Below are 18,150 nucleotides of genomic sequence, written 5' to 3'. Positions count from 1 at the left end.
TACTTACTAAAAACGCTTTGTTTTTTTTAGGGGGGGTGAAGGGATGTCTTTCGCTTCGGAAACGAAAAAAGAATTAACTAACTTGGAAGTGAAAACATGCTGCATTCAAGCGGAACTATCCGCTTTAATCCGGATGAATGGTTCCCTTTCATTCTCAAATCGTAAGTTAGTTGTTGATATTCAAACCGAAAATGCTGCGATTGCCAGAAGAATCTACACATTATTAAAAAAGAGTTACGATGTCCAGGTAGAATTGCTTGTTCGGAAAAAGATGCGTCTGAAAAAGAACAACGTCTATATTGTCCGATTATCTCATCAGGCTAAAGAAATTCTCGAGGATACAAAAATTATTGGTGAGGGTTTTACCATCATCCATGATATTTCACCAGAGCTTGTAAAAAAGAAATGTTGTAAGCGTTCTTATCTACGCGGTGCATTTCTAGCTGGCGGTTCCGTCAATAACCCGGAAACATCTTCGTATCATTTGGAAATTTTTTCGCTCTATAAAGAACATAATGACTCTTTATGCGAATTGATGAATACATTTGGACTAAATAGCAAAACTCTCGAGCGCAAAAAAGGGTATATCACCTATTTAAAAGAAGCGGAAAAGATTACCGAGTTTTTAAATGTTGCAGGTGCCCATAACGCCCTTCTCCGCTTCGAAGACGTAAGGATTGTTCGAGATATGCGGAATTCAGTCAATCGCCTTGTAAACTGTGAGACCGCCAACCTTAATAAAACGATCGGTGCTTCGATTCGGCAGGTAGAGAATATCCGCTATATTAATGCAACGGTCGGGCTGCAAATTTTACCAGAAAAGTTGAGAGAAATTGCAGAACTCCGTTTGAATTATACCGATGTGACCCTTAAGGAATTGGGGGAAATGGTTTCCGGTGGTGCGATCAGTAAATCAGGGATTAATCATCGCTTGAGAAAAATTGATGCGATTGCTGAGAAATTGCGCGCAGGGGATATGGTTACTCGAGGGTAGATAATCCTTTAGTACAATAACATAGGTAAAAGATAACATGTGAAAAACATAACATGTATCGAGTAAAGACTAACCTGAAGATAATAATTATGTACAAAGCTCCAAGAAAAATAGAGTAAAAAACCTTGAGGAGGAATTGTGTAATGTTAGTGAAACAAGTGGAAGTAAAATTAAAAACGGGTCTTCAAGCACGACCTGCGGCTCTTTTTGTTCAGGAGGCCAACCGATTTTCTGCGGATATTTTCCTAGAGAAGGATGGCAAGAAGGTAAATGCGAAGAGCATAATGGGCTTAATGAGCTTGGCTGTTGGTTCAGGTGTCATGATTGATATTGTAGCAGATGGCGATGATGAAGCATCTGCTATTGAAGCGTTAGCTGATTTTATCCAAAAAGAACATTGATCTGAAAGAGGACCGGAGCCAATTGGAATCGGTCTTTTTTGTTTTTAATAAAAAAACAACCGGCTGGATGCCGATTGCTTCTTTGTGAAAGAATGTAGGGTAATAACTATTTACTTTGATACCTGTCTAGTTCCAGCGCCCAACGGCTAGTGGACTTCGCTCTCCGCCCTACGATAAGTCAACATCGAATCGCTTACGCTCTTCGTGTTTCCTTTATCTCAGTTGGAGCGCTCCAGTCCATACGCCGCTAAACGGGCGCTTCCACTTTTCTTATTTGTTTTTATTTTTCTCATCTTCGATTAAATTACGAGTGATGATATGGTCGATCAGACCGTATTCTTTTGCACGTTCTGCTGTCATGAAGTTGTCGCGGTCTGTATCTTTGCTGATTACTTCAAGCGACTGTCCAGTCCGTTCTGCTAAAATTCCATTTAATTTTTCGCGAAGGAAAAGGATACGCTTTGCAGCAATTTCGATTTCAGTTGCTTGTCCTTGTGCACCGCCTAGTGGCTGGTGAATCATGACTTCAGCATTTGGAAGCGCATAACGCTTGCCTTTTTCACCTGCTGCTAGCAAGAATGCACCCATGGATGCAGCCATACCGATACAAATAGTTTGTACCTTTGGTTTGATGAATTGCATTGTATCAAAAATAGCCATACCTGCGGTGATGCTGCCGCCTGGGCTGTTGATATATAAAGAAATATCTTTTTCAGGGTTATCCGCTTCAAGGAATAATAATTGTGCTACAATGCTGTTCGCCACATGGTCATCGATCGCACTACCAAGCATAATAATCCGGTCTTTTAACAGACGGGAATAAATGTCATAAGCACGCTCGCCCCGGTTTGTTTGTTCAATAACTGTAGGGATCAAATTCATTTTTCTTCCTCCTTTGATTGTAAAGATAATAGTAATATGTATAGTTATCATACACTGATGGTCAATAAAGGTCAAACAATACCTCTTTAAAAATGTTCGACAACTTTCCCTAATCCAGCATAACCATTTCTGACTATTTTAAACCAATTCTTTGCTTGCAATGTGAGGGAACCTGGCATATAATATGTAAGTCGCAACAATTTAGCGCTCGTGGTGCAACGGATAGCACGCAAGCCTCCGAAGCTTGAAATGTGAGTTCGATTCTCGCCGAGCGCATCATGAAAGCCTCCTGTTTTTTTAAACAGGGGGTTTTTTATTTTGAAAAAAGGTTCTGAATTTCCAATAAAAGGTTAAATGCACAAAACCACCGGAAATCGACACAAAACCAAAACTTCATCCCAAAACCACTTAGCATTATGCCTCAAAAAGGGTTACTTTCATCCTCGAATATCATTTTTCATTCCCGAAATTCCATCTATCGTGTAAAATAGAAAACAGGGGGGATACGAATGAACTTGAAGGCCGGTTTATGGCAGCAGCAAACATTAAAATTGGCGATGACACAGGAGCTATCACAGGCCATTGCATTGTTGCAGTACTCTGCCCATGAGTTAACTGCTTTTTTAGAAGATAAGGCACTTGAAAATCCCCTATTGCAGGTTGAAAATGGCAATATCAAGCCAATGAATCCGCTCATTGACCGTAATCGTCGCAAACACCAAAAAGCGGAAAAGGACTGGATTGATCAAATAGCTGACAAACCATTTTCGCTTGAAGATTATTTACTGTCTCAATTAAAAATAACGAACTTATCGGTGGAACAATTAAGTGTGATACGCCATCTTATCCTAAATTTAGATGAAAACGGTTACTTTATGGGGGACTTTAGCGAAATCGCCAAAAACCTAAGGGTAATGGAAGATTCAGTTGAAGAATGCTTGGCCATTATCCAAACACTGGAGCCAGCAGGCATCGGGGCAAGAAACCTTCAAGAGTGCCTATTGATGCAAATATATTATCTTAATCCAGATAACGAACTAGCGCAAAACATAATCGGCAATCATTTCATTCCATTCGCCGAAAAGAAGTGGAAGAAAATTGCTAAAGAACTGAAGGTAACCCTTAAGGATATACAAGATGTTTACGATCAAATTCAAACATTGAATCCTAAGCCTGGGGCCATTTTAGGAAAAGAAGCAACCACGTATATTATCCCAGATGCAATCGTTGAGCAATCAAGCGAGGGACTAACCGTACGGATGTCTGATGAATCGCTGCCAAGGATTAGCCTCAATGAGCAGTATTATCATAAATTCAAAGACCAAGACCAACAGGTAAGCCGCTTTCTACAGGATAAACTCCAGGATTACCAATGGATCCAAAAAAGCATTGAACAGCGTAAAGAGACGTTGACAAGGGTTGTAGCAAAAATCATTGAAAAACAGGCTTCATTTTTCCAAAAAGGATCACAATACTTAGTGCCGATGACGATGAAGGAAGTTGCTGGAGAACTTGATATCCATGAATCCACCGTCAGCCGAGCAGTCCGGGAAAAGTATGTGCAAACACCGATTGGGACGTTCGCGTTGAAAACATTTTTTACAAGTACCATACAAACCGTTTCGGATGATGAAAATACATCTTCCACACAGGTAAAGAAGAAAATTGCGACTTTAATAGAAAAAGAGAATAAACAAAAACCGCTATCTGATCAAGAAATTGTCGAACATTTAAAAATTGAGGAAGGTATGGTGGTTTCAAGAAGGACGATCGCTAAGTACCGGGATCAATTGGGAATTCCCTCCTCTTCGAAAAGAAAAAGGTTTGAATGAAAGGAACAAAAACGATGGAGCAAACAACAATCACATTATATACAAGGAAAAGCTGCCCGCTATGTGACAAGGCTAAGTCTACACTTCTAGAGCTAAACAAAGACTGGGAGTTTGCCTTAGAAGAAATTGATATTGAATCCAGTGATGAATTAACCGAACAATATGGTTTGATGATTCCAGTTGTTTATATTGACGGAGTAGAAGCAGGATTCGGTGTAATTAACAAATTTGACATAAGTAACCGTTTGCATGAAAAAAAAGCCAATTTTAATAGTTGAAATAGATTTTCACTCCTGTTACAATAATAAACGTAGCAGGGGTGATTTTTTTTGAATGTAGTGGGACATAATTTGTCTATGGTGGACATTTTGAGACCAACTACATATAATAAAGGAGCATGAGATTCATGCAGTCATTAATCGATATCCAAAAAAGATTATTACCCGACCTCCTGCAGGTCCTACAGAAGAGATATTCTATCCTAAGGTACATTGGTTTTATGCAGCCGGTAGGAAGACGGAGTTTAGCAGTCAGTCTCGGGTATACCGAAAGAGTCCTTCGCGGTGAAGTTGATTTCCTAAGGGAGCAAAATTTAATTTACACGAATAATGTGGGAATGAGTTTAACACCTGAAGGAAAAAATTTGCTTGAAGACTTGGAAGGCTTTATGCGTGAGTTAAAGGGTATTGATGTGATGGAGTTGGAATTGAAGCACAAGCTGGGCATTAAAAAGGTCATCATTGTACCTGGCAATAGTGATGAATCGCCGATGGTAAAAGGTGAGCTTGGCAAGGCAAGTGCTATTTGCATGAAAAAGCTTCTCAGCGGAAAAAATATCATTGCTGTAACTGGCGGTTCAACGATGGCTGCTGTCGCAGAAAGACTATCACCAGAGCTTACCCAAAAGGAATTACTGTTTGTACCAGCAAGAGGCGGAGTAGGCGAGGATGTTCAAAATCAGGCAAATACGATTTGTTCGATTATGTCCAGAAACACCCAATCCAAACATCGAGTGTTCTATGTTCCTGATCAGGTCAGTACAGATATCTACGAATCGCTTATCAGAGAACCTGACATCCATGAAGTATTAAAACTAATTAAATCAGCTAGCATGGTTCTTCATGGAATTGGAGATGCTATCACAATGGCTGAGCGGCGAAAAACCAACCCTGAGATTCTAAGTATGCTTGAAAGCAGCAAAGCTGTGGGTGAAGCTTTTGGCTATTATTTTAATGAACAAGGCGAAATTGTTCACAAGGTATTAACGATTGGCCTGCAGTTAGAAGATCTGGTTGGCATTCCAAATGTCATCGCGGTTGCAGGCGGGAATTCCAAGGCTAAGGCCATCAAGGCATACTTAAAACAAGCACCAGCATCGACGATTTTAATCACAGATGAAGGTGCAGCGAGAAAGTTATTAAAAGGGTAAATCCTTTTTAAAAATAAAAAACATCCTTACCCAATTAAAGGAGGAAATTTATCATGTCAGTAAAAGTTGGTATTAATGGATTTGGACGTATCGGTCGTAACGTATTTCGTGCGGCTTTAGGAAATAGCAATGTGGAAATCGTTGCGATTAATGACTTAACTGATGCAAATATGCTTGCACATCTTCTAAAATATGACACTGTTCACGGGACTCTACAAGAAGATGTTACTGTTGATGGCGAATACCTAGTAGTTGGCGGACACAAAGTGAAAGTTCTTGCAGAACGCGATCCTGCACAATTAGGCTGGGGCGATCTTGGCGTGGACGTAGTTGTTGAATCAACTGGCCGTTTCACAAAACGTGAAGATGCTGCAAAACATCTTGAAGCAGGTGCTAAAAAAGTAATTATCTCTGCACCAGCATCTAACGAAGATATCACAATCGTAATGGGTGTTAATGAAGACAAATATGATGCAAATAACCACCATGTTATTTCAAACGCTTCTTGTACTACAAACTGTCTTGCTCCGTTTGCAAAAGTGTTAAATGATACTTTTGGAATCAAACGCGGTATGATGACAACTATTCACTCATACACAAATGACCAACAAATTCTTGACTTGCCGCACAAAGACTACCGTCGTGCACGTGCAGCAGCTGAAAACATGATTCCAACTTCAACTGGTGCTGCAAAAGCAGTTGCTCTTGTTTTACCAGAACTTAAGGGTAAATTAAACGGTATGGCTATTCGCGTTCCAACACCGAACGTTTCTGTCGTTGACTTAGTAGCAGAATTAGACAGAGAAGTAACAGCTGATGAAGTTAACTCTGCATTAAAAGCAGCTGCTGAAGGCCCATTAAAAGGTATTCTAGCATACAGCGAACTTCCATTAGTTTCAACTGATTACAACGGAGCTAAAGTTTCTTCGACAATCGATGCATTATCAACAATGGTTCTTGAAGGCAACATGGTAAAAGTATTATCTTGGTACGATAACGAAGTTGGTTACTCTAACCGCGTTGTTGACCTTGTTGACTACCTTGCACAAAAAGGACTTTAATATATCGGAACGGACGATGATTGGTTTTCAATCATAAGAAGTTGATCATTACAAAGGTTTTCCAAAGGGGAGCGGGGAGTATATGCCCCCCTCCCCTTTTTTTACTGATTTTAGATAATTCATTTTCTTCATACCAAACTTTCGGAGGTCCTTTATGAATAAGAAAACTCTCAAAGATGTCGATGTAAAAGGTAAACGCGTATTTTGCCGAGTGGATTTTAACGTTCCTATGCAGGATGGTGAAATTACGGACGACACGCGGATTCGTGCGGCATTGCCAACGATTCAATACTTAGTGGAACAAGGTGCGAAAGTGATTTTAGCCAGCCACTTCGGCCGTCCAAAAGGAAAAGTAGTCGAAGAAATGCGCTTAACTCCAGCCGGTGTCAGACTATCTGAACTGCTTGGTAAAGACGTAAAGAAGGCAGATGAAGCCTATGGTGATTCTGTAAACGCGTTGATTGAAACATTGACGGAAGGCGATGTCCTACTGCTTGAAAATGTCCGTTTCTATCCTGGCGAGGAAAAGAATGATCCTGAGTTGGCGAAATCATTTGCCGAGTTAGCTGATGTTTATGTAAACGATGCATTTGGTGCAGCTCACCGCGCCCATGCTTCAACTGAAGGTATTGCTCATATTTTGCCAGCTGTTTCAGGTCTTTTGATGGAAAAAGAACTCGATGTACTTGGTAAAGCACTTTCTAATCCGGAACGCCCATTTACAGCGATTATCGGTGGAGCCAAAGTAAAGGACAAGATTGGTGTTATTGAAAATCTTTTAGAATTAGTCGATAACTTAATTATTGGCGGTGGTCTTGCTTATACATTTGTCAAAGCACAGGGCCATGAAGTGGGTAAATCACTGCTTGAAGCAGACAAAATTGATCTGGCAAAATCGTTTATTGAAAAAGCTAAGGCAAAAGGTGTTAATTTCTATATGCCTGTAGATGCTATCGTTGCAGATGATTTCTCAGCAGACGCTAATTCCAAAGTAGTTTCAATTGAGGAAATTCCTGCTGATTGGGAAGCACTTGACATTGGACCGAAAACAGCGGAGATTTATCGTGACGTCATTCAAAAATCAAAACTAGTCATTTGGAATGGACCAATGGGTGTATTTGAAATTGATAAATTTGCTAACGGCACAAAAGCCGTTGCCGAAGCACTTGCTGAAGCAGAAGGTACATATTCAGTTATTGGCGGCGGAGACTCAGCAGCAGCTGTTGAAAAATTCAATTTAGCAGACAAAATGAGCCACATCTCCACGGGAGGCGGCGCTTCCCTTGAATTTATGGAAGGTAAAGCACTGCCAGGAGTCGTAGCTTTAAACGATAAATAATTTTTTTAGAAAGAAAGTATAAGTTTTTGAACGAAGAATACTATCTAGCTCCAGCACCCAGCGTCTAGTGGACTTCGCTCTTCTCCCTACGATAAGTCAAGCACGAATGCGCTATCGCTCTCCGTGTTTCCTTTATCTCAGTCGAAGCGCTCCAGTCCATACGCCGCTAAACGGGCGCTTGCGCTTTAATTATGAAAGGATGTGCCAGTATGCGTAAACCAATCATTGCAGGTAACTGGAAAATGAACAAAACACTTGCTGAAGCAAAAAGCTTTGCAGAGGAAGTAAAAGGACTTGTACCTGCTCCAGAAAAAATGGAATCCGTTATTTGTGCGCCTGCTTTATTTTTACAAAGTCTTGTCGAAGTCACACAAGGCAGCAATGTGAAAATTGGAGCTCAAAACATGCACTTTGAAGAAAGCGGAGCATTTACAGGCGAAATCAGCCCGAAAGCACTTGCTGACCTTGAAGTTCAATATGTTATTATCGGACACTCAGAACGCCGGGAAATGTTCAATGAAACAGATGAATCTGTAAACAAGAAAGCTCTTGCAGCCTTTAAATATAATTTAACTCCGATCGTATGCTGTGGTGAAACACTAGAACAGCGTGAAAAAGGTGAAACGAACCAATTAGTTGGAGACCAAGTTGCGAAAGCATTAACTGGTTTAACAGATGATCAAGTGAAGCAAACGGTTATTGCCTACGAACCGATTTGGGCGATTGGAACTGGTAAATCTTCCACTTCAGCCGATGCAAATGAAGTTTGTGCCCATATCCGTCAAGTAGTTGCACAACAATTCTCACAAGACGTTGCCGATGCGGTAAGAATTCAATATGGCGGCAGTGTCAAACCAGAAAATATTAAAGAATACATGGCACAACCAGATATTGATGGTGCATTAGTAGGCGGAGCCAGCCTTGAAGCACAATCCTTCTTACAATTACTGGAGGCAGGCAGCTATGAGTAAAACTCCAGTTGCTCTCATCATCCTTGATGGTTTTGGATGCAGAGGCGAAACAAAAGGGAATGCGGTCGCACAATCGAAAAAACCTAATTTTGATCGGTTTTGGAGCGAGTATCCACATTCTCATTTAACAGCTTCAGGTGAGGCAGTCGGTCTTCCAGAAGGTCAAATGGGTAACTCAGAGGTTGGTCACTTGAACATTGGTGCCGGTCGAATTGTTTACCAAAGCTTAACACGAGTGAATATTGCCATTCGTGAAGGTGAATTTGAAAAAAATGAAACTTTTACAGGTGCAATGGAGCACGTGAAGAAAAATGGAACAGCCCTTCATTTATTCGGTTTATTGTCAGACGGCGGTGTTCACAGCCATATTCAACATATGTTTGCTCTGCTGAAACTGGCAAAAGAAGAAGGCGTCGAAAAGGTATACGTGCATGCATTCCTTGACGGCCGCGATGTCGGTCAGAAAACAGCAGCTAAATTTATTCAACAGACACAGGATAAAATGAAGGAATACGGTGTGGGTGAATTTGCTACGATTTCAGGGAGATACTACTCTATGGACCGTGATAAGCGCTGGGAGCGTGTCGAGAAATCTTACCGTTCCATGGTCTATGGTGATGGCCCTACCTATACGAATCCATTAGAAGTGGTTGAGGATTCTTATTCTCATGGAATTTTTGACGAATTCGTCATCCCATCTGTCATCACAAAAGAAGATGGCCAGCCAGTTGCAACGATTCAGGACAATGATGCTGTTATTTTCTATAACTTCCGTCCGGACCGGGCAATTCAGATTTCTAATACATTTACAAATGAAGACTTCCGCTCCTTTGACCGTGGGCCGAAGCATCCGAAAGATTTATTCTTCGTGTGCTTAACCCACTTCAGTGAATCAGTGGATGGCTATGTCGCCTTTAAACCGACGAACTTAGACAACACCATTGGTGAAGTCTTATCGCAAAATAATATGAAGCAATTAAGAATTGCCGAAACCGAGAAATACCCGCATGTAACGTTCTTTATGAGCGGCGGACGTGAAGAAAAGTTCCCTGGTGAAGAGCGGATCTTAATCAACTCTCCGAAGGTGGCAACCTATGATCTTCAACCTGAAATGAGTGCTTACGAAGTGACTGACGCACTCCTAAAAGAAATTCAGGCGGACAAGTTTGATGCTATTTTACTTAATTTCGCGAATCCAGACATGGTGGGGCATTCAGGCATGCTTGAGCCAACGATTAAAGCGATTGAAACCGTCGATGAATGTTTAGGAAAAATCGTTGATTTAATTCTTGAAAAAGGCGGATCTGTGATTATCACCGCTGACCATGGGAATGCTGATGAAGTGATCACACCTGAAGGCGAGCCAATGACAGCACATACGACAAATCCAGTGCCGGTAATTGTGACAAAACAAGGAATTCAATTGCGAGATGGCGGTATCCTTGGGGATTTGGCGCCAACTATGTTAGACTTATTAGGTCTTGAAAAGCCAGCCGAAATGACTGGGACATCATTAATAAAGTAAACGAAAAAACAATTTTATTTTTAAGGAGAGATTTTTAAATGCCATTTATTGCAGATGTATACGCTCGTGAAGTATTAGATTCCCGTGGTAACCCTACTGTTGAGGTTGAAGTATTTACTGAATCAGGTGCGTTTGGACGCGCGATGGTTCCAAGTGGAGCTTCTACTGGTGAATATGAAGCCGTCGAACTACGTGACGGAGACAAAGAACGTTACCTTGGTAAAGGTGTACTAAAAGCAGTGGACAACGTAAACGAAATTATCGCTCCACATCTTGTTGGCGAGGAATTCAGCGTTCTTGACCAAGTTTCTGTTGACCAAGCTTTAATCGAACTTGATGGAACAGAAAATAAAGGTAAACTAGGTGCCAACGCAATCCTAGGTGTATCCATGGCGGTTGCTCATGCAGCAGCTAATTACTTAGATATTCCTTTATATCAATACCTTGGCGGATTCAATTCTAAGCAGCTTCCAGTGCCAATGATGAACATCGTTAACGGCGGAGAGCATGCTGATAACAACGTAGATATTCAAGAATTCATGATTATGCCTGTTGGTGCTCCAAACTTTAAAGAAGCGCTTCGTATGGGTGCAGAAATTTTCCATACGTTAAAGTCTGTTCTTAAAGGCAAAGGCCTTAACACTGCTGTTGGTGACGAAGGCGGTTTTGCTCCAAACCTAGGATCAAATGAAGAAGCTCTTCAAACCATTGTTGAAGCAATCGAAAAAGCTGGCTATAAGCCAGGTGAAGAAGTTATGCTTGCTATGGATGCAGCATCTTCTGAGTTTTACAACAAGGAAGATGGAAAATACCATCTTGCAGGCGAAGGTGTTGTGAAGACTTCTGCAGAAATGGTTGATTGGTACGAAGAACTTTCATCTAAATACCCAATCGTTTCAATCGAAGACGGTTTAGATGAAAATGACTGGGAAGGTCACAAGCTATTAACTGAACGCCTTGGTAAAAAAGTTCAATTAGTTGGTGATGATTTATTTGTTACCAATACACGTAAACTTGCAGAGGGTATTGAAAAAGGAATCGGTAACTCCATCCTGATCAAAGTTAACCAAATTGGTACCCTTACTGAAACATTTGATGCGATTGAAATGGCAAAACGCGCTGGGTACACAGCTGTTATCTCCCACCGTTCTGGTGAAACAGAAGACAACACCATTGCTGACATCGCTGTTGCTACAAATGCAGGTCAAATCAAGACTGGTGCGCCATCTCGTACTGACCGTGTCGCAAAATACAACCAATTGCTTCGCATTGAAGATCAATTAGGTGAAACAGCACAATACTTAGGGAAAAAAACATTCTATAACCTAAGCAAATAATTTTTCACGATATCAAAGGCGCACATTTTCGGATGTGTGCCTTTTTAATCATTCCATAAGACACAATAACGACTATTGTTTTAAGCGAGGAAATATGATAGATTTAATATACTGTGAATTGTACGTCTAACAGGAGGTGGCCTTTATGCATACATTAGTTGTAATCTTATTAGTAATTGTAAGTATCGGACTTATTGGTGTTGTTATACTTCAATCAGGTAAAAGCGCTGGATTATCAGGTGCCATTTCAGGTGGTGCTGAATCACTATTCGGCAAGCAAAAAGCAAGAGGACTTGACTTGATTCTACATCGTATTACGATTGTATTAGCAGTATTATTTATCCTGCTTTCTATCGCAGTAACTTACTTTAAAATCTAATTATTTACACTCAAACCTGGCCTCAAGCGCCAGGTTTTTTGTTTGTTTCATAAAAACATAAGCGTTTTTCTGGAATGTTCACCATTGCTTTGTTAAAACTAAACTAAATGAATTGATATTAAGGGAGTTTTTATCATGAAGGTTGCTACACCTAAGCCATTTACTTTCAAAGGAGGAAAAAGAGCTATACTCCTCTTACATGGCTTTACCGGTAATTCAGCGGATGTCCGCATGCTAGGACGTTTTTTAGAAAAAAAAGGCTACACTTGTCATGCACCACACTACAAAGGTCATGGAGTTCCACCCGAAGAGCTTGTTCACACAGGACCAACGGATTGGTGGCAGGATGTGATAAATGGATATGAGTTTTTAAAAAATCAAGGTCACTCAGAAATAGCCGTGGCGGGATTATCACTTGGTGGCGTATTTTCCTTGAAATTGGGTTACACTGTACCTATAAAAGCCATTGTACCGATGTGCGCACCGATGCATATAAAAAGTGAAGAGGTCATGTACGAAGGAATTCTCGATTATGCCCGTGAATTTAAAAAACGTGAAGGAAAAACAGAAGAGCAAATCGAAATGGAAATGAATGAGTTTAAGAAAACACCAATGAAAACGTTAAAGGCCTTACAGGCATTAATCGCTGATGTGCGTGAAAATGTGGATATGATTTATGCGCCCACGTTTGTCGTTCAGGCACGTCATGACAAAATGATAAACACAGAAAGTGCCAACATTATTTACAATGAAATCGAATCAGTTGTGAAGGAACTGAAATGGTATGAAGAATCCGGTCATGTGATCACGCTCGACAAAGAACGGGAACAATTGCATGAGGATGTCTATGCCTTTTTAGAAAAGCTCGACTGGCGCGATTAACAAAGCACCCACAAAGGAGGATTAGTTTGGAAGATAATATACAAAAGCATATTGATAAGGTTTTACAATATATGAAGGATGAAGCATACAAACCATTAACCGTGCAGGAACTTGAAACTGCCTTTGGCATCCAGGATTCTAGTGATTTTAAGGAGTTTGTGAAAGCACTCGTGCAAATGGAGGAAAAGGGCTTAGTTGTCAGAACACGCAGCAACCGTTACGGACTTCCGGAGAAAATGAACTTAATCCGCGGAAAGCTCATCGGTCATGCGAAAGGATTTGCCTTTGTCGCACCAGATGAGCCAGGAATGGATGATATTTTTATCCCGCCAAATGAAACGAACACGGCCATGCATGGTGATATCGTTTTAGCGCGTGTTTCCACTGAAAGCGCAGGACAGCGCCGGGAAGGAAGTATTATCCGCATCATTGAACGCGGTGTGCAGCAAATTGTCGGAACGTATGTAGAAAGCAAAAGCTTTGGCTTTGTGATTCCGGATGATAAAAAATTTGCGAGTGATATTTTTATTCCAAAGGCAGCGTCCAAAGGGGCAGTCGAGGGACATAAAGTTGTTGTTAAGCTGGTTACGTATCCAGAAGGGCGAAAAAGTGCAGAGGGCGAAGTCATTACCATTCTCGGACACAAAAACGACCCGGGCGTGGACATCCTATCAGTCATACATAAGCACGGCTTACCAATGGCCTTCCCAGACGAGGTGTTAAAACAAGCCAACGAGGTGCCTGACACCATTGATGAAAGTGAATTGGCTAATCGCCGCGATCTTCGAAATGAAACGATTGTCACGATTGACGGGGCCGATGCTAAAGACCTTGATGATGCGGTAACTGTGACAAAGCTTGAGAACGGCAACTATAAGCTTGGCGTCCATATCGCAGACGTCAGCTATTATGTAAAAGAGGGCACGCCAATTGACCTGGAAGCGGAAGAACGGGCTACGAGTGTGTATTTAGTCGACCGAGTCATCCCGATGATTCCCCATCGTTTATCGAATGGAATCTGTTCCTTAAATCCGAAGGTAGACCGGTTGGTACTATCCTGCGAAATGGAAATTACCTCAGAGGGCGCCGTTGTTTCGCATGAAATTTTTCAAAGTGTGATTAAAACAACGGAGCGAATGACCTATCATGCTGTAAATATGATTCTTGCTGAACATGATGAAGAAACGCGAGCTAGATACGAACCGCTTGTACCAATGTTCGAAATGATGGAAGAGTTGGCTGCTATCTTACGAAACAAACGGATGAAGCGGGGAGCGATCGACTTTGATTTTAAGGAATCAAAGGTTCTGGTCGATGAGGAAGGAAAACCAACCGATGTCGTGCTTCGTGAGCGTTCGGTGGCTGAACGATTAATTGAAGAGTTTATGCTTGCCGCCAATGAAACCGTGGCAGAGCATTTTCACTGGATGGAAGTTCCGTTTATTTATCGTATTCACGAGGATCCGAAGGAAGATAAACTGCGTAGATTTTTCGAGTTTATCACCAATTTCGGCTACATTGTAAAAGGGACAGCAAATGATGTCCACCCTAAGGCGCTTCAAGAGATTATTGAAGAGGTTCAAGGAAAGCCTGAGGAAATGGTTGTTTCGAAGGTTATGCTTCGTTCGATGCAGCAGGCCAAATATGATCCAGAAAGTCTTGGACATTTTGGTTTATCAACAGAGTTCTATACCCATTTCACTTCGCCGATTCGCCGATATCCGGATACAATTGTTCATCGTTTAATCCGGACCTACTTAATCGAAGGAAAGCTTGATTCAACCACTCAGGAAAAATGGAATGCTCGCTTACCTGAAATTGCGGATCATTCTTCAAAAATGGAGCGACGCTCTGTGGATGCCGAGCGAGAAACGGACGATTTGAAGAAAGCAGAGTACATGGAGGACAAGATTGGCGAGGAGTATGACGGCATTATCAGCTCTGTCACCAATTTTGGAATGTTTGTGGAGCTGCCAAATACGATTGAAGGCCTCGTCCATGTCAGCTATATGACGGATGATTACTATCGTTACGATGAGCGCCACCTCGCGATGATTGGCGAACGAACCGGAAATGTGTTCCGGATCGGCGATGAAATTACCATTCGAGTAGTTAAAGTCAATAAAGAAGAACGGGCGATTGATTTTGAAATTGTGGGCATGAAGGGTACACCGCGTCTACAACGATCGGAAACGCCAAAGGTTTTCAGTACGGGCAGCGATACCAAGAAGCCGCGGAGAAATAAACAGCAAGGCGGCGGCGGTCGTAGTCAAGGCGGCAATTCCAATGCCAAGTCTGAAGGCGGCAGCAGTCAAGGTAATAATGCGAAGAAGAAACGTAAATTTTATGATAATGTGCCAAAAAACAAAAGTACGAAGCGTAAAAATAAATGATAGCATTGAGGGAGCCTTCCATGTGGGGCTCTCTTTCAATTGTAGTAGCTTCTATATTCTGCTAAAATAAATTTTAAGACGAGGTGAGAAAAATGCCAAAAGGTGAAGGAAAAGTGGTTGCCCAAAACAAAAAGGCTTACCATGACTATTTTATTGAAGAAACCTACGAAGCTGGAATTGTCTTGCAGGGAACAGAAATTAAATCGATTCGGGCCGGAAAAGTAAATCTAAAGGATTCCTATGCACGGATCCAAAATGGAGAAGCCATTCTATTCGGGATGCACGTCAGCCCCTATGAGCAAGGAAATCGTTTTAACCATGACCCATTAAGAACACGGACACTGCTATTACATAAACGTGAAATTAGTAAGTTAATTGGTGAAACAAAGGAAGCAGGTTATTCGCTTGTTCCATTAAAACTCTATTTGAAAAATGGTTTTTGCAAAGTGTTAATTGGGCTCGCAAAAGGTAAGAAGAATTATGATAAGCGTGAATCCTTAAAGCAAAAAGAAGCCAAGCGTGAAATCGAACGGGCCTTCCGTGATCGTCAGAAGATGTAATCTGAATCGTCGGTTGCTTAATTGGAAAATATTTTACAGATACTTACAATTGAAAAATCCCTACAGTGTGTTATAATAAGTTTGTCGCCAAGAGAGCGACAGTAACATTTGCTCAAAGAACATTGTTGAGCATCCTAACGTCTACAGCTTTAATCTTTAACTAGATTGCAGCTCCTTTTATCATGGGGACGCTACGGATTCGACAGGGGTAGTTTGAGCTTAGGTCGCGAGTCGAGGGGATCGGCCTCGTTAAAACGTCAAAGCCATAACTGGCAAAACTAACAACAACCTCGCTTTCGCAGCTTAATACTGCATAGCGGTTCCTCCCTCCATTGCCCATGTGGTAGGGTAAGGGACTCACTCTAAGTGGGCTACGCCGGATTCCACCGCCTGAGGATGAAGGAAGAGAACAACCAGGCTAGCTGACCGGACGCCGGTCGATAGGCAGAAGAATCAGCGAAACACCAATATATCGACTACACTCGTAGAAGCTTAAGTGGCGATATCTTTGGACGTGGGTTCGATTAGTAATTAGTCGCCTTATGTGGTAACACATAAGTGAAAATTCGGCTTTATCGGTGAAACCTAAGTCACTTCGATGTGATAGGGCAATGCCGAGCGGTATGTGGAGTAATCCAACAGCCGTGTATCGACTTATAGGCTGCCATGTATATGGTAGTACTAGGATGCGAAATCCATACCTTGAAGAGGTAAATTTATATTTCGCATAAGACGCCGGAGGACCTGTATGATGACAGGTTCAAGATATAGTCAGTGCCATGTCGAAAGCATGGAAGAGCACGTCCCACCGTCTCCACTACATAGTGGAAAGAAAGGCCAGCATATTTGCTGGTCTTTTTTATATTCTAAAAAAGTTGTCTTCAAATGCAATCTTCTTTGTTAATAATAAAGAATTATATTTTCCATTTCGGGGAGTAACCTTTTCATAATTTTCGAGTATCCATAGAGCACGCTTTCTTTTTTTATCCACCCGAAGATAGGGTGATATTTTTTTTAAAAGAGTAACAACTGAATCTTTTTTCTTTATAGTTAGAGTATAAGAATCCTTATGTCGTTCAGGGTTATAGTTTTTTTTACTATTAATAGTTCCATCGGTTAAAGAACGAATATACACTAAAAGTTCCTTATCTGTTGAAGCTACTGTAATACAAGGCCGTCGATTTTCATTTTCATGCATTCTAGTTAATGTAATAGACCCTTCTCCATCAATAATCCCAGCAATATAGGCGGCTTCCCATGATTCCATCTACACTCCTCCTAAGGTTCGTTCTAAATCACAATAACGAAACGTATGTTCTGTTATTATTTTACTATCTAAATAAGCACTTTTCAAATTTTAAAAAAACAAGCTATCCTAGAAAATAGGATAGCTTGCAATTAGTTCACTCATTAATAAAAAAGTTTTTAATGATTCATATTTGCATTCATGTTCATATTGTTAGTTTGCGGCATTCCTTGTGCAGGGGCGAAGGCATTAAGCAGTTGATTCATATCCTGCTCGGCAAGCTGAGGCACTTGATAGTAATGATGTTTATTTTGATAAATCGAGATTTCATAGGCCATTTCAATGCAATTCGGAACAGAGTCAGCTAGCACACGACGGACAACTGGATTCGTAACTTCTAAAGCTGCCATAGTCTTCATCGATGCACCTGATTTAACACATCCAAGCATCATGCTGGAAATGCATTCATCAGTTAGCTCAGAAACGGATTGCAGCGGCTTCTTCGGCTTGGCTGGTTTTAGCCCATAAACAAAGTCATTTCCTTGGTTCATTTTATAGCTTTGGGTTCGTTTTGAAGGATCTTGTCCTGATTTGAAACATTCTAAAGTAATGTTATATTCATCCTGCATAAATTGATATTGGCGATCCAGAATATCAAGTAATTCTGAGTCTTTTACATGTTGGCGTAACATCATGTATTGGTCTAATGTCCCTATTGCTCCTGATAGTACCTCATGGACATCGAACACCTCATGGCCGCCGTGATTTAATTGTTGAGGTATATTCCCTGTATGCATGTTTTGGTGCATTTGTCCCTGTTGGTTTTGCATCATTTTTTATCTCCTCCTTAAGGTATTGGTATAACCATATTATTATGTTTCATAGAAGAAGGGTTATTCTCGTAAATACACTTATTAAG

Annotated in this window: 17 protein-coding genes, 1 tRNA gene and 1 other RNA gene; 16 read left to right on the top strand and 3 right to left on the bottom strand. The window is 41.1% G+C overall.

Going from position 1 to position 18,150, the window contains the following annotated elements:
* Positions 1-43: 43 nt before the first annotated feature.
* Together whiA and AB7942_RS09320 are read left to right on the top strand one after the other, a co-directional pair.
* Positions 44-994, top strand: a complete 951-nt coding sequence (gene whiA, locus AB7942_RS09325) for a DNA-binding protein WhiA (protein ID WP_088089557.1) — start codon at positions 44-46, stop codon at positions 992-994.
* Positions 995-1,137: 143 nt separating this feature from the next.
* Positions 1,138-1,395, top strand: a complete 258-nt coding sequence (locus AB7942_RS09320; RefSeq protein ID WP_066258757.1) for an HPr family phosphocarrier protein — start codon at positions 1,138-1,140, stop codon at positions 1,393-1,395.
* Between the two features lie 270 nt (positions 1,396-1,665).
* On the opposite strand, the gene clpP is transcribed toward AB7942_RS09320, so the two are convergent.
* Positions 1,666-2,277: an ATP-dependent Clp endopeptidase proteolytic subunit ClpP gene (gene clpP / locus AB7942_RS09315; protein WP_088089556.1), complete on the bottom strand. Its 612-nt coding sequence runs from the start codon at positions 2,275-2,277 to the stop codon at positions 1,666-1,668.
* 204 nt (positions 2,278-2,481) lie between these two features.
* On the opposite strand from clpP, the gene AB7942_RS09310 reads away from it, so the two are divergent.
* The 14 genes from AB7942_RS09310 (at position 2,482) to ssrA (ending at position 16,512) form a co-directional block, all read left to right on the top strand.
* A tRNA-Arg gene (locus AB7942_RS09310) sits at positions 2,482-2,553 on the top strand.
* Positions 2,554-2,786: 233 nt separating this feature from the next.
* Entirely contained in the window at positions 2,787-4,109 is a 1,323-nt protein-coding gene (rpoN, locus tag AB7942_RS09305) for an RNA polymerase factor sigma-54 (protein WP_369446612.1), read from the top strand.
* Complete coding sequence (locus tag AB7942_RS09300) at positions 4,106-4,387, top strand: glutaredoxin family protein (RefSeq protein WP_335401986.1); 282 nt, start codon at positions 4,106-4,108, stop codon at positions 4,385-4,387. The genes rpoN and AB7942_RS09300 overlap by 4 nt, the downstream gene beginning before the upstream one ends.
* Before the next feature lie 128 nt (positions 4,388-4,515).
* The gene (locus AB7942_RS09295; protein ID WP_369446611.1) at positions 4,516-5,538 is read left to right on the top strand and encodes a sugar-binding transcriptional regulator; all 1,023 of its coding nucleotides are present in this window, start codon (positions 4,516-4,518) and stop codon (positions 5,536-5,538) included.
* A gap of 53 nt (positions 5,539-5,591) precedes the next feature.
* Positions 5,592-6,599: a type I glyceraldehyde-3-phosphate dehydrogenase gene (gene gap, locus AB7942_RS09290; RefSeq protein WP_088089553.1), complete on the top strand. Its 1,008-nt coding sequence runs from the start codon at positions 5,592-5,594 to the stop codon at positions 6,597-6,599.
* A 154-nt stretch (positions 6,600-6,753) separates the two neighbouring features.
* The gene (locus AB7942_RS09285) at positions 6,754-7,938 is read left to right on the top strand and encodes a phosphoglycerate kinase (protein WP_369446610.1); all 1,185 of its coding nucleotides are present in this window, start codon (positions 6,754-6,756) and stop codon (positions 7,936-7,938) included.
* A gap of 209 nt (positions 7,939-8,147) precedes the next feature.
* Entirely contained in the window at positions 8,148-8,909 is a 762-nt protein-coding gene (tpiA, locus tag AB7942_RS09280; RefSeq protein ID WP_369446609.1) for a triose-phosphate isomerase, read from the top strand.
* Positions 8,902-10,434: a 2,3-bisphosphoglycerate-independent phosphoglycerate mutase gene (gene gpmI, locus AB7942_RS09275; RefSeq protein WP_369446608.1), complete on the top strand. Its 1,533-nt coding sequence runs from the start codon at positions 8,902-8,904 to the stop codon at positions 10,432-10,434. The genes tpiA and gpmI overlap by 8 nt, the downstream gene beginning before the upstream one ends.
* Positions 10,435-10,472: 38 nt before the next feature.
* Positions 10,473-11,771 (top strand): phosphopyruvate hydratase, encoded by a 1,299-nt coding sequence (gene eno, locus AB7942_RS09270; RefSeq protein ID WP_088089549.1) that lies wholly within the window; start codon positions 10,473-10,475, stop codon positions 11,769-11,771.
* A gap of 145 nt (positions 11,772-11,916) precedes the next feature.
* Positions 11,917-12,150, top strand: coding sequence for a preprotein translocase subunit SecG (gene secG / locus AB7942_RS09265; protein WP_088089548.1), 234 nt, complete (start codon positions 11,917-11,919; stop codon positions 12,148-12,150).
* A 135-nt stretch (positions 12,151-12,285) separates the two neighbouring features.
* Positions 12,286-13,032, top strand: a complete 747-nt coding sequence (locus AB7942_RS09260) for an alpha/beta hydrolase (protein WP_369446607.1) — start codon at positions 12,286-12,288, stop codon at positions 13,030-13,032.
* A gap of 26 nt (positions 13,033-13,058) precedes the next feature.
* Positions 13,059-15,425, top strand: a complete 2,367-nt coding sequence (gene rnr / locus AB7942_RS09255; protein ID WP_369446606.1) for a ribonuclease R — start codon at positions 13,059-13,061, stop codon at positions 15,423-15,425.
* A 92-nt stretch (positions 15,426-15,517) separates the two neighbouring features.
* Complete coding sequence (gene smpB, locus AB7942_RS09250; RefSeq protein WP_088089545.1) at positions 15,518-15,985, top strand: SsrA-binding protein SmpB; 468 nt, start codon at positions 15,518-15,520, stop codon at positions 15,983-15,985.
* Positions 15,986-16,177: 192 nt separating this feature from the next.
* Positions 16,178-16,512: a transfer-messenger RNA gene (gene ssrA, locus AB7942_RS09245) on the top strand.
* Between the two features lie 332 nt (positions 16,513-16,844).
* Here ssrA and AB7942_RS09240 read toward each other — a convergent pair.
* Together AB7942_RS09240 and AB7942_RS09235 are read right to left on the bottom strand one after the other, a co-directional pair.
* Positions 16,845-17,252 carry an LAGLIDADG family homing endonuclease gene (locus AB7942_RS09240; protein WP_369446605.1) on the bottom strand — a complete coding sequence of 136 codons (408 nt, stop codon included), beginning with the start codon at positions 17,250-17,252 and terminating at the stop codon, positions 16,845-16,847.
* Between the two features lie 158 nt (positions 17,253-17,410).
* Positions 17,411-18,061: a spore coat protein gene (locus tag AB7942_RS09235; RefSeq protein WP_369446710.1), complete on the bottom strand. Its 651-nt coding sequence runs from the start codon at positions 18,059-18,061 to the stop codon at positions 17,411-17,413.
* Between the last annotated feature and the right edge of the window lie 89 nt (positions 18,062-18,150).

The sequence above is a fragment of the Neobacillus sp. BF23-41 genome (genome assembly GCF_041106275.1).
Note: the sequence above shows the minus strand (reverse complement) of the source record. Positions and strands in the feature narration are given on the sequence as shown.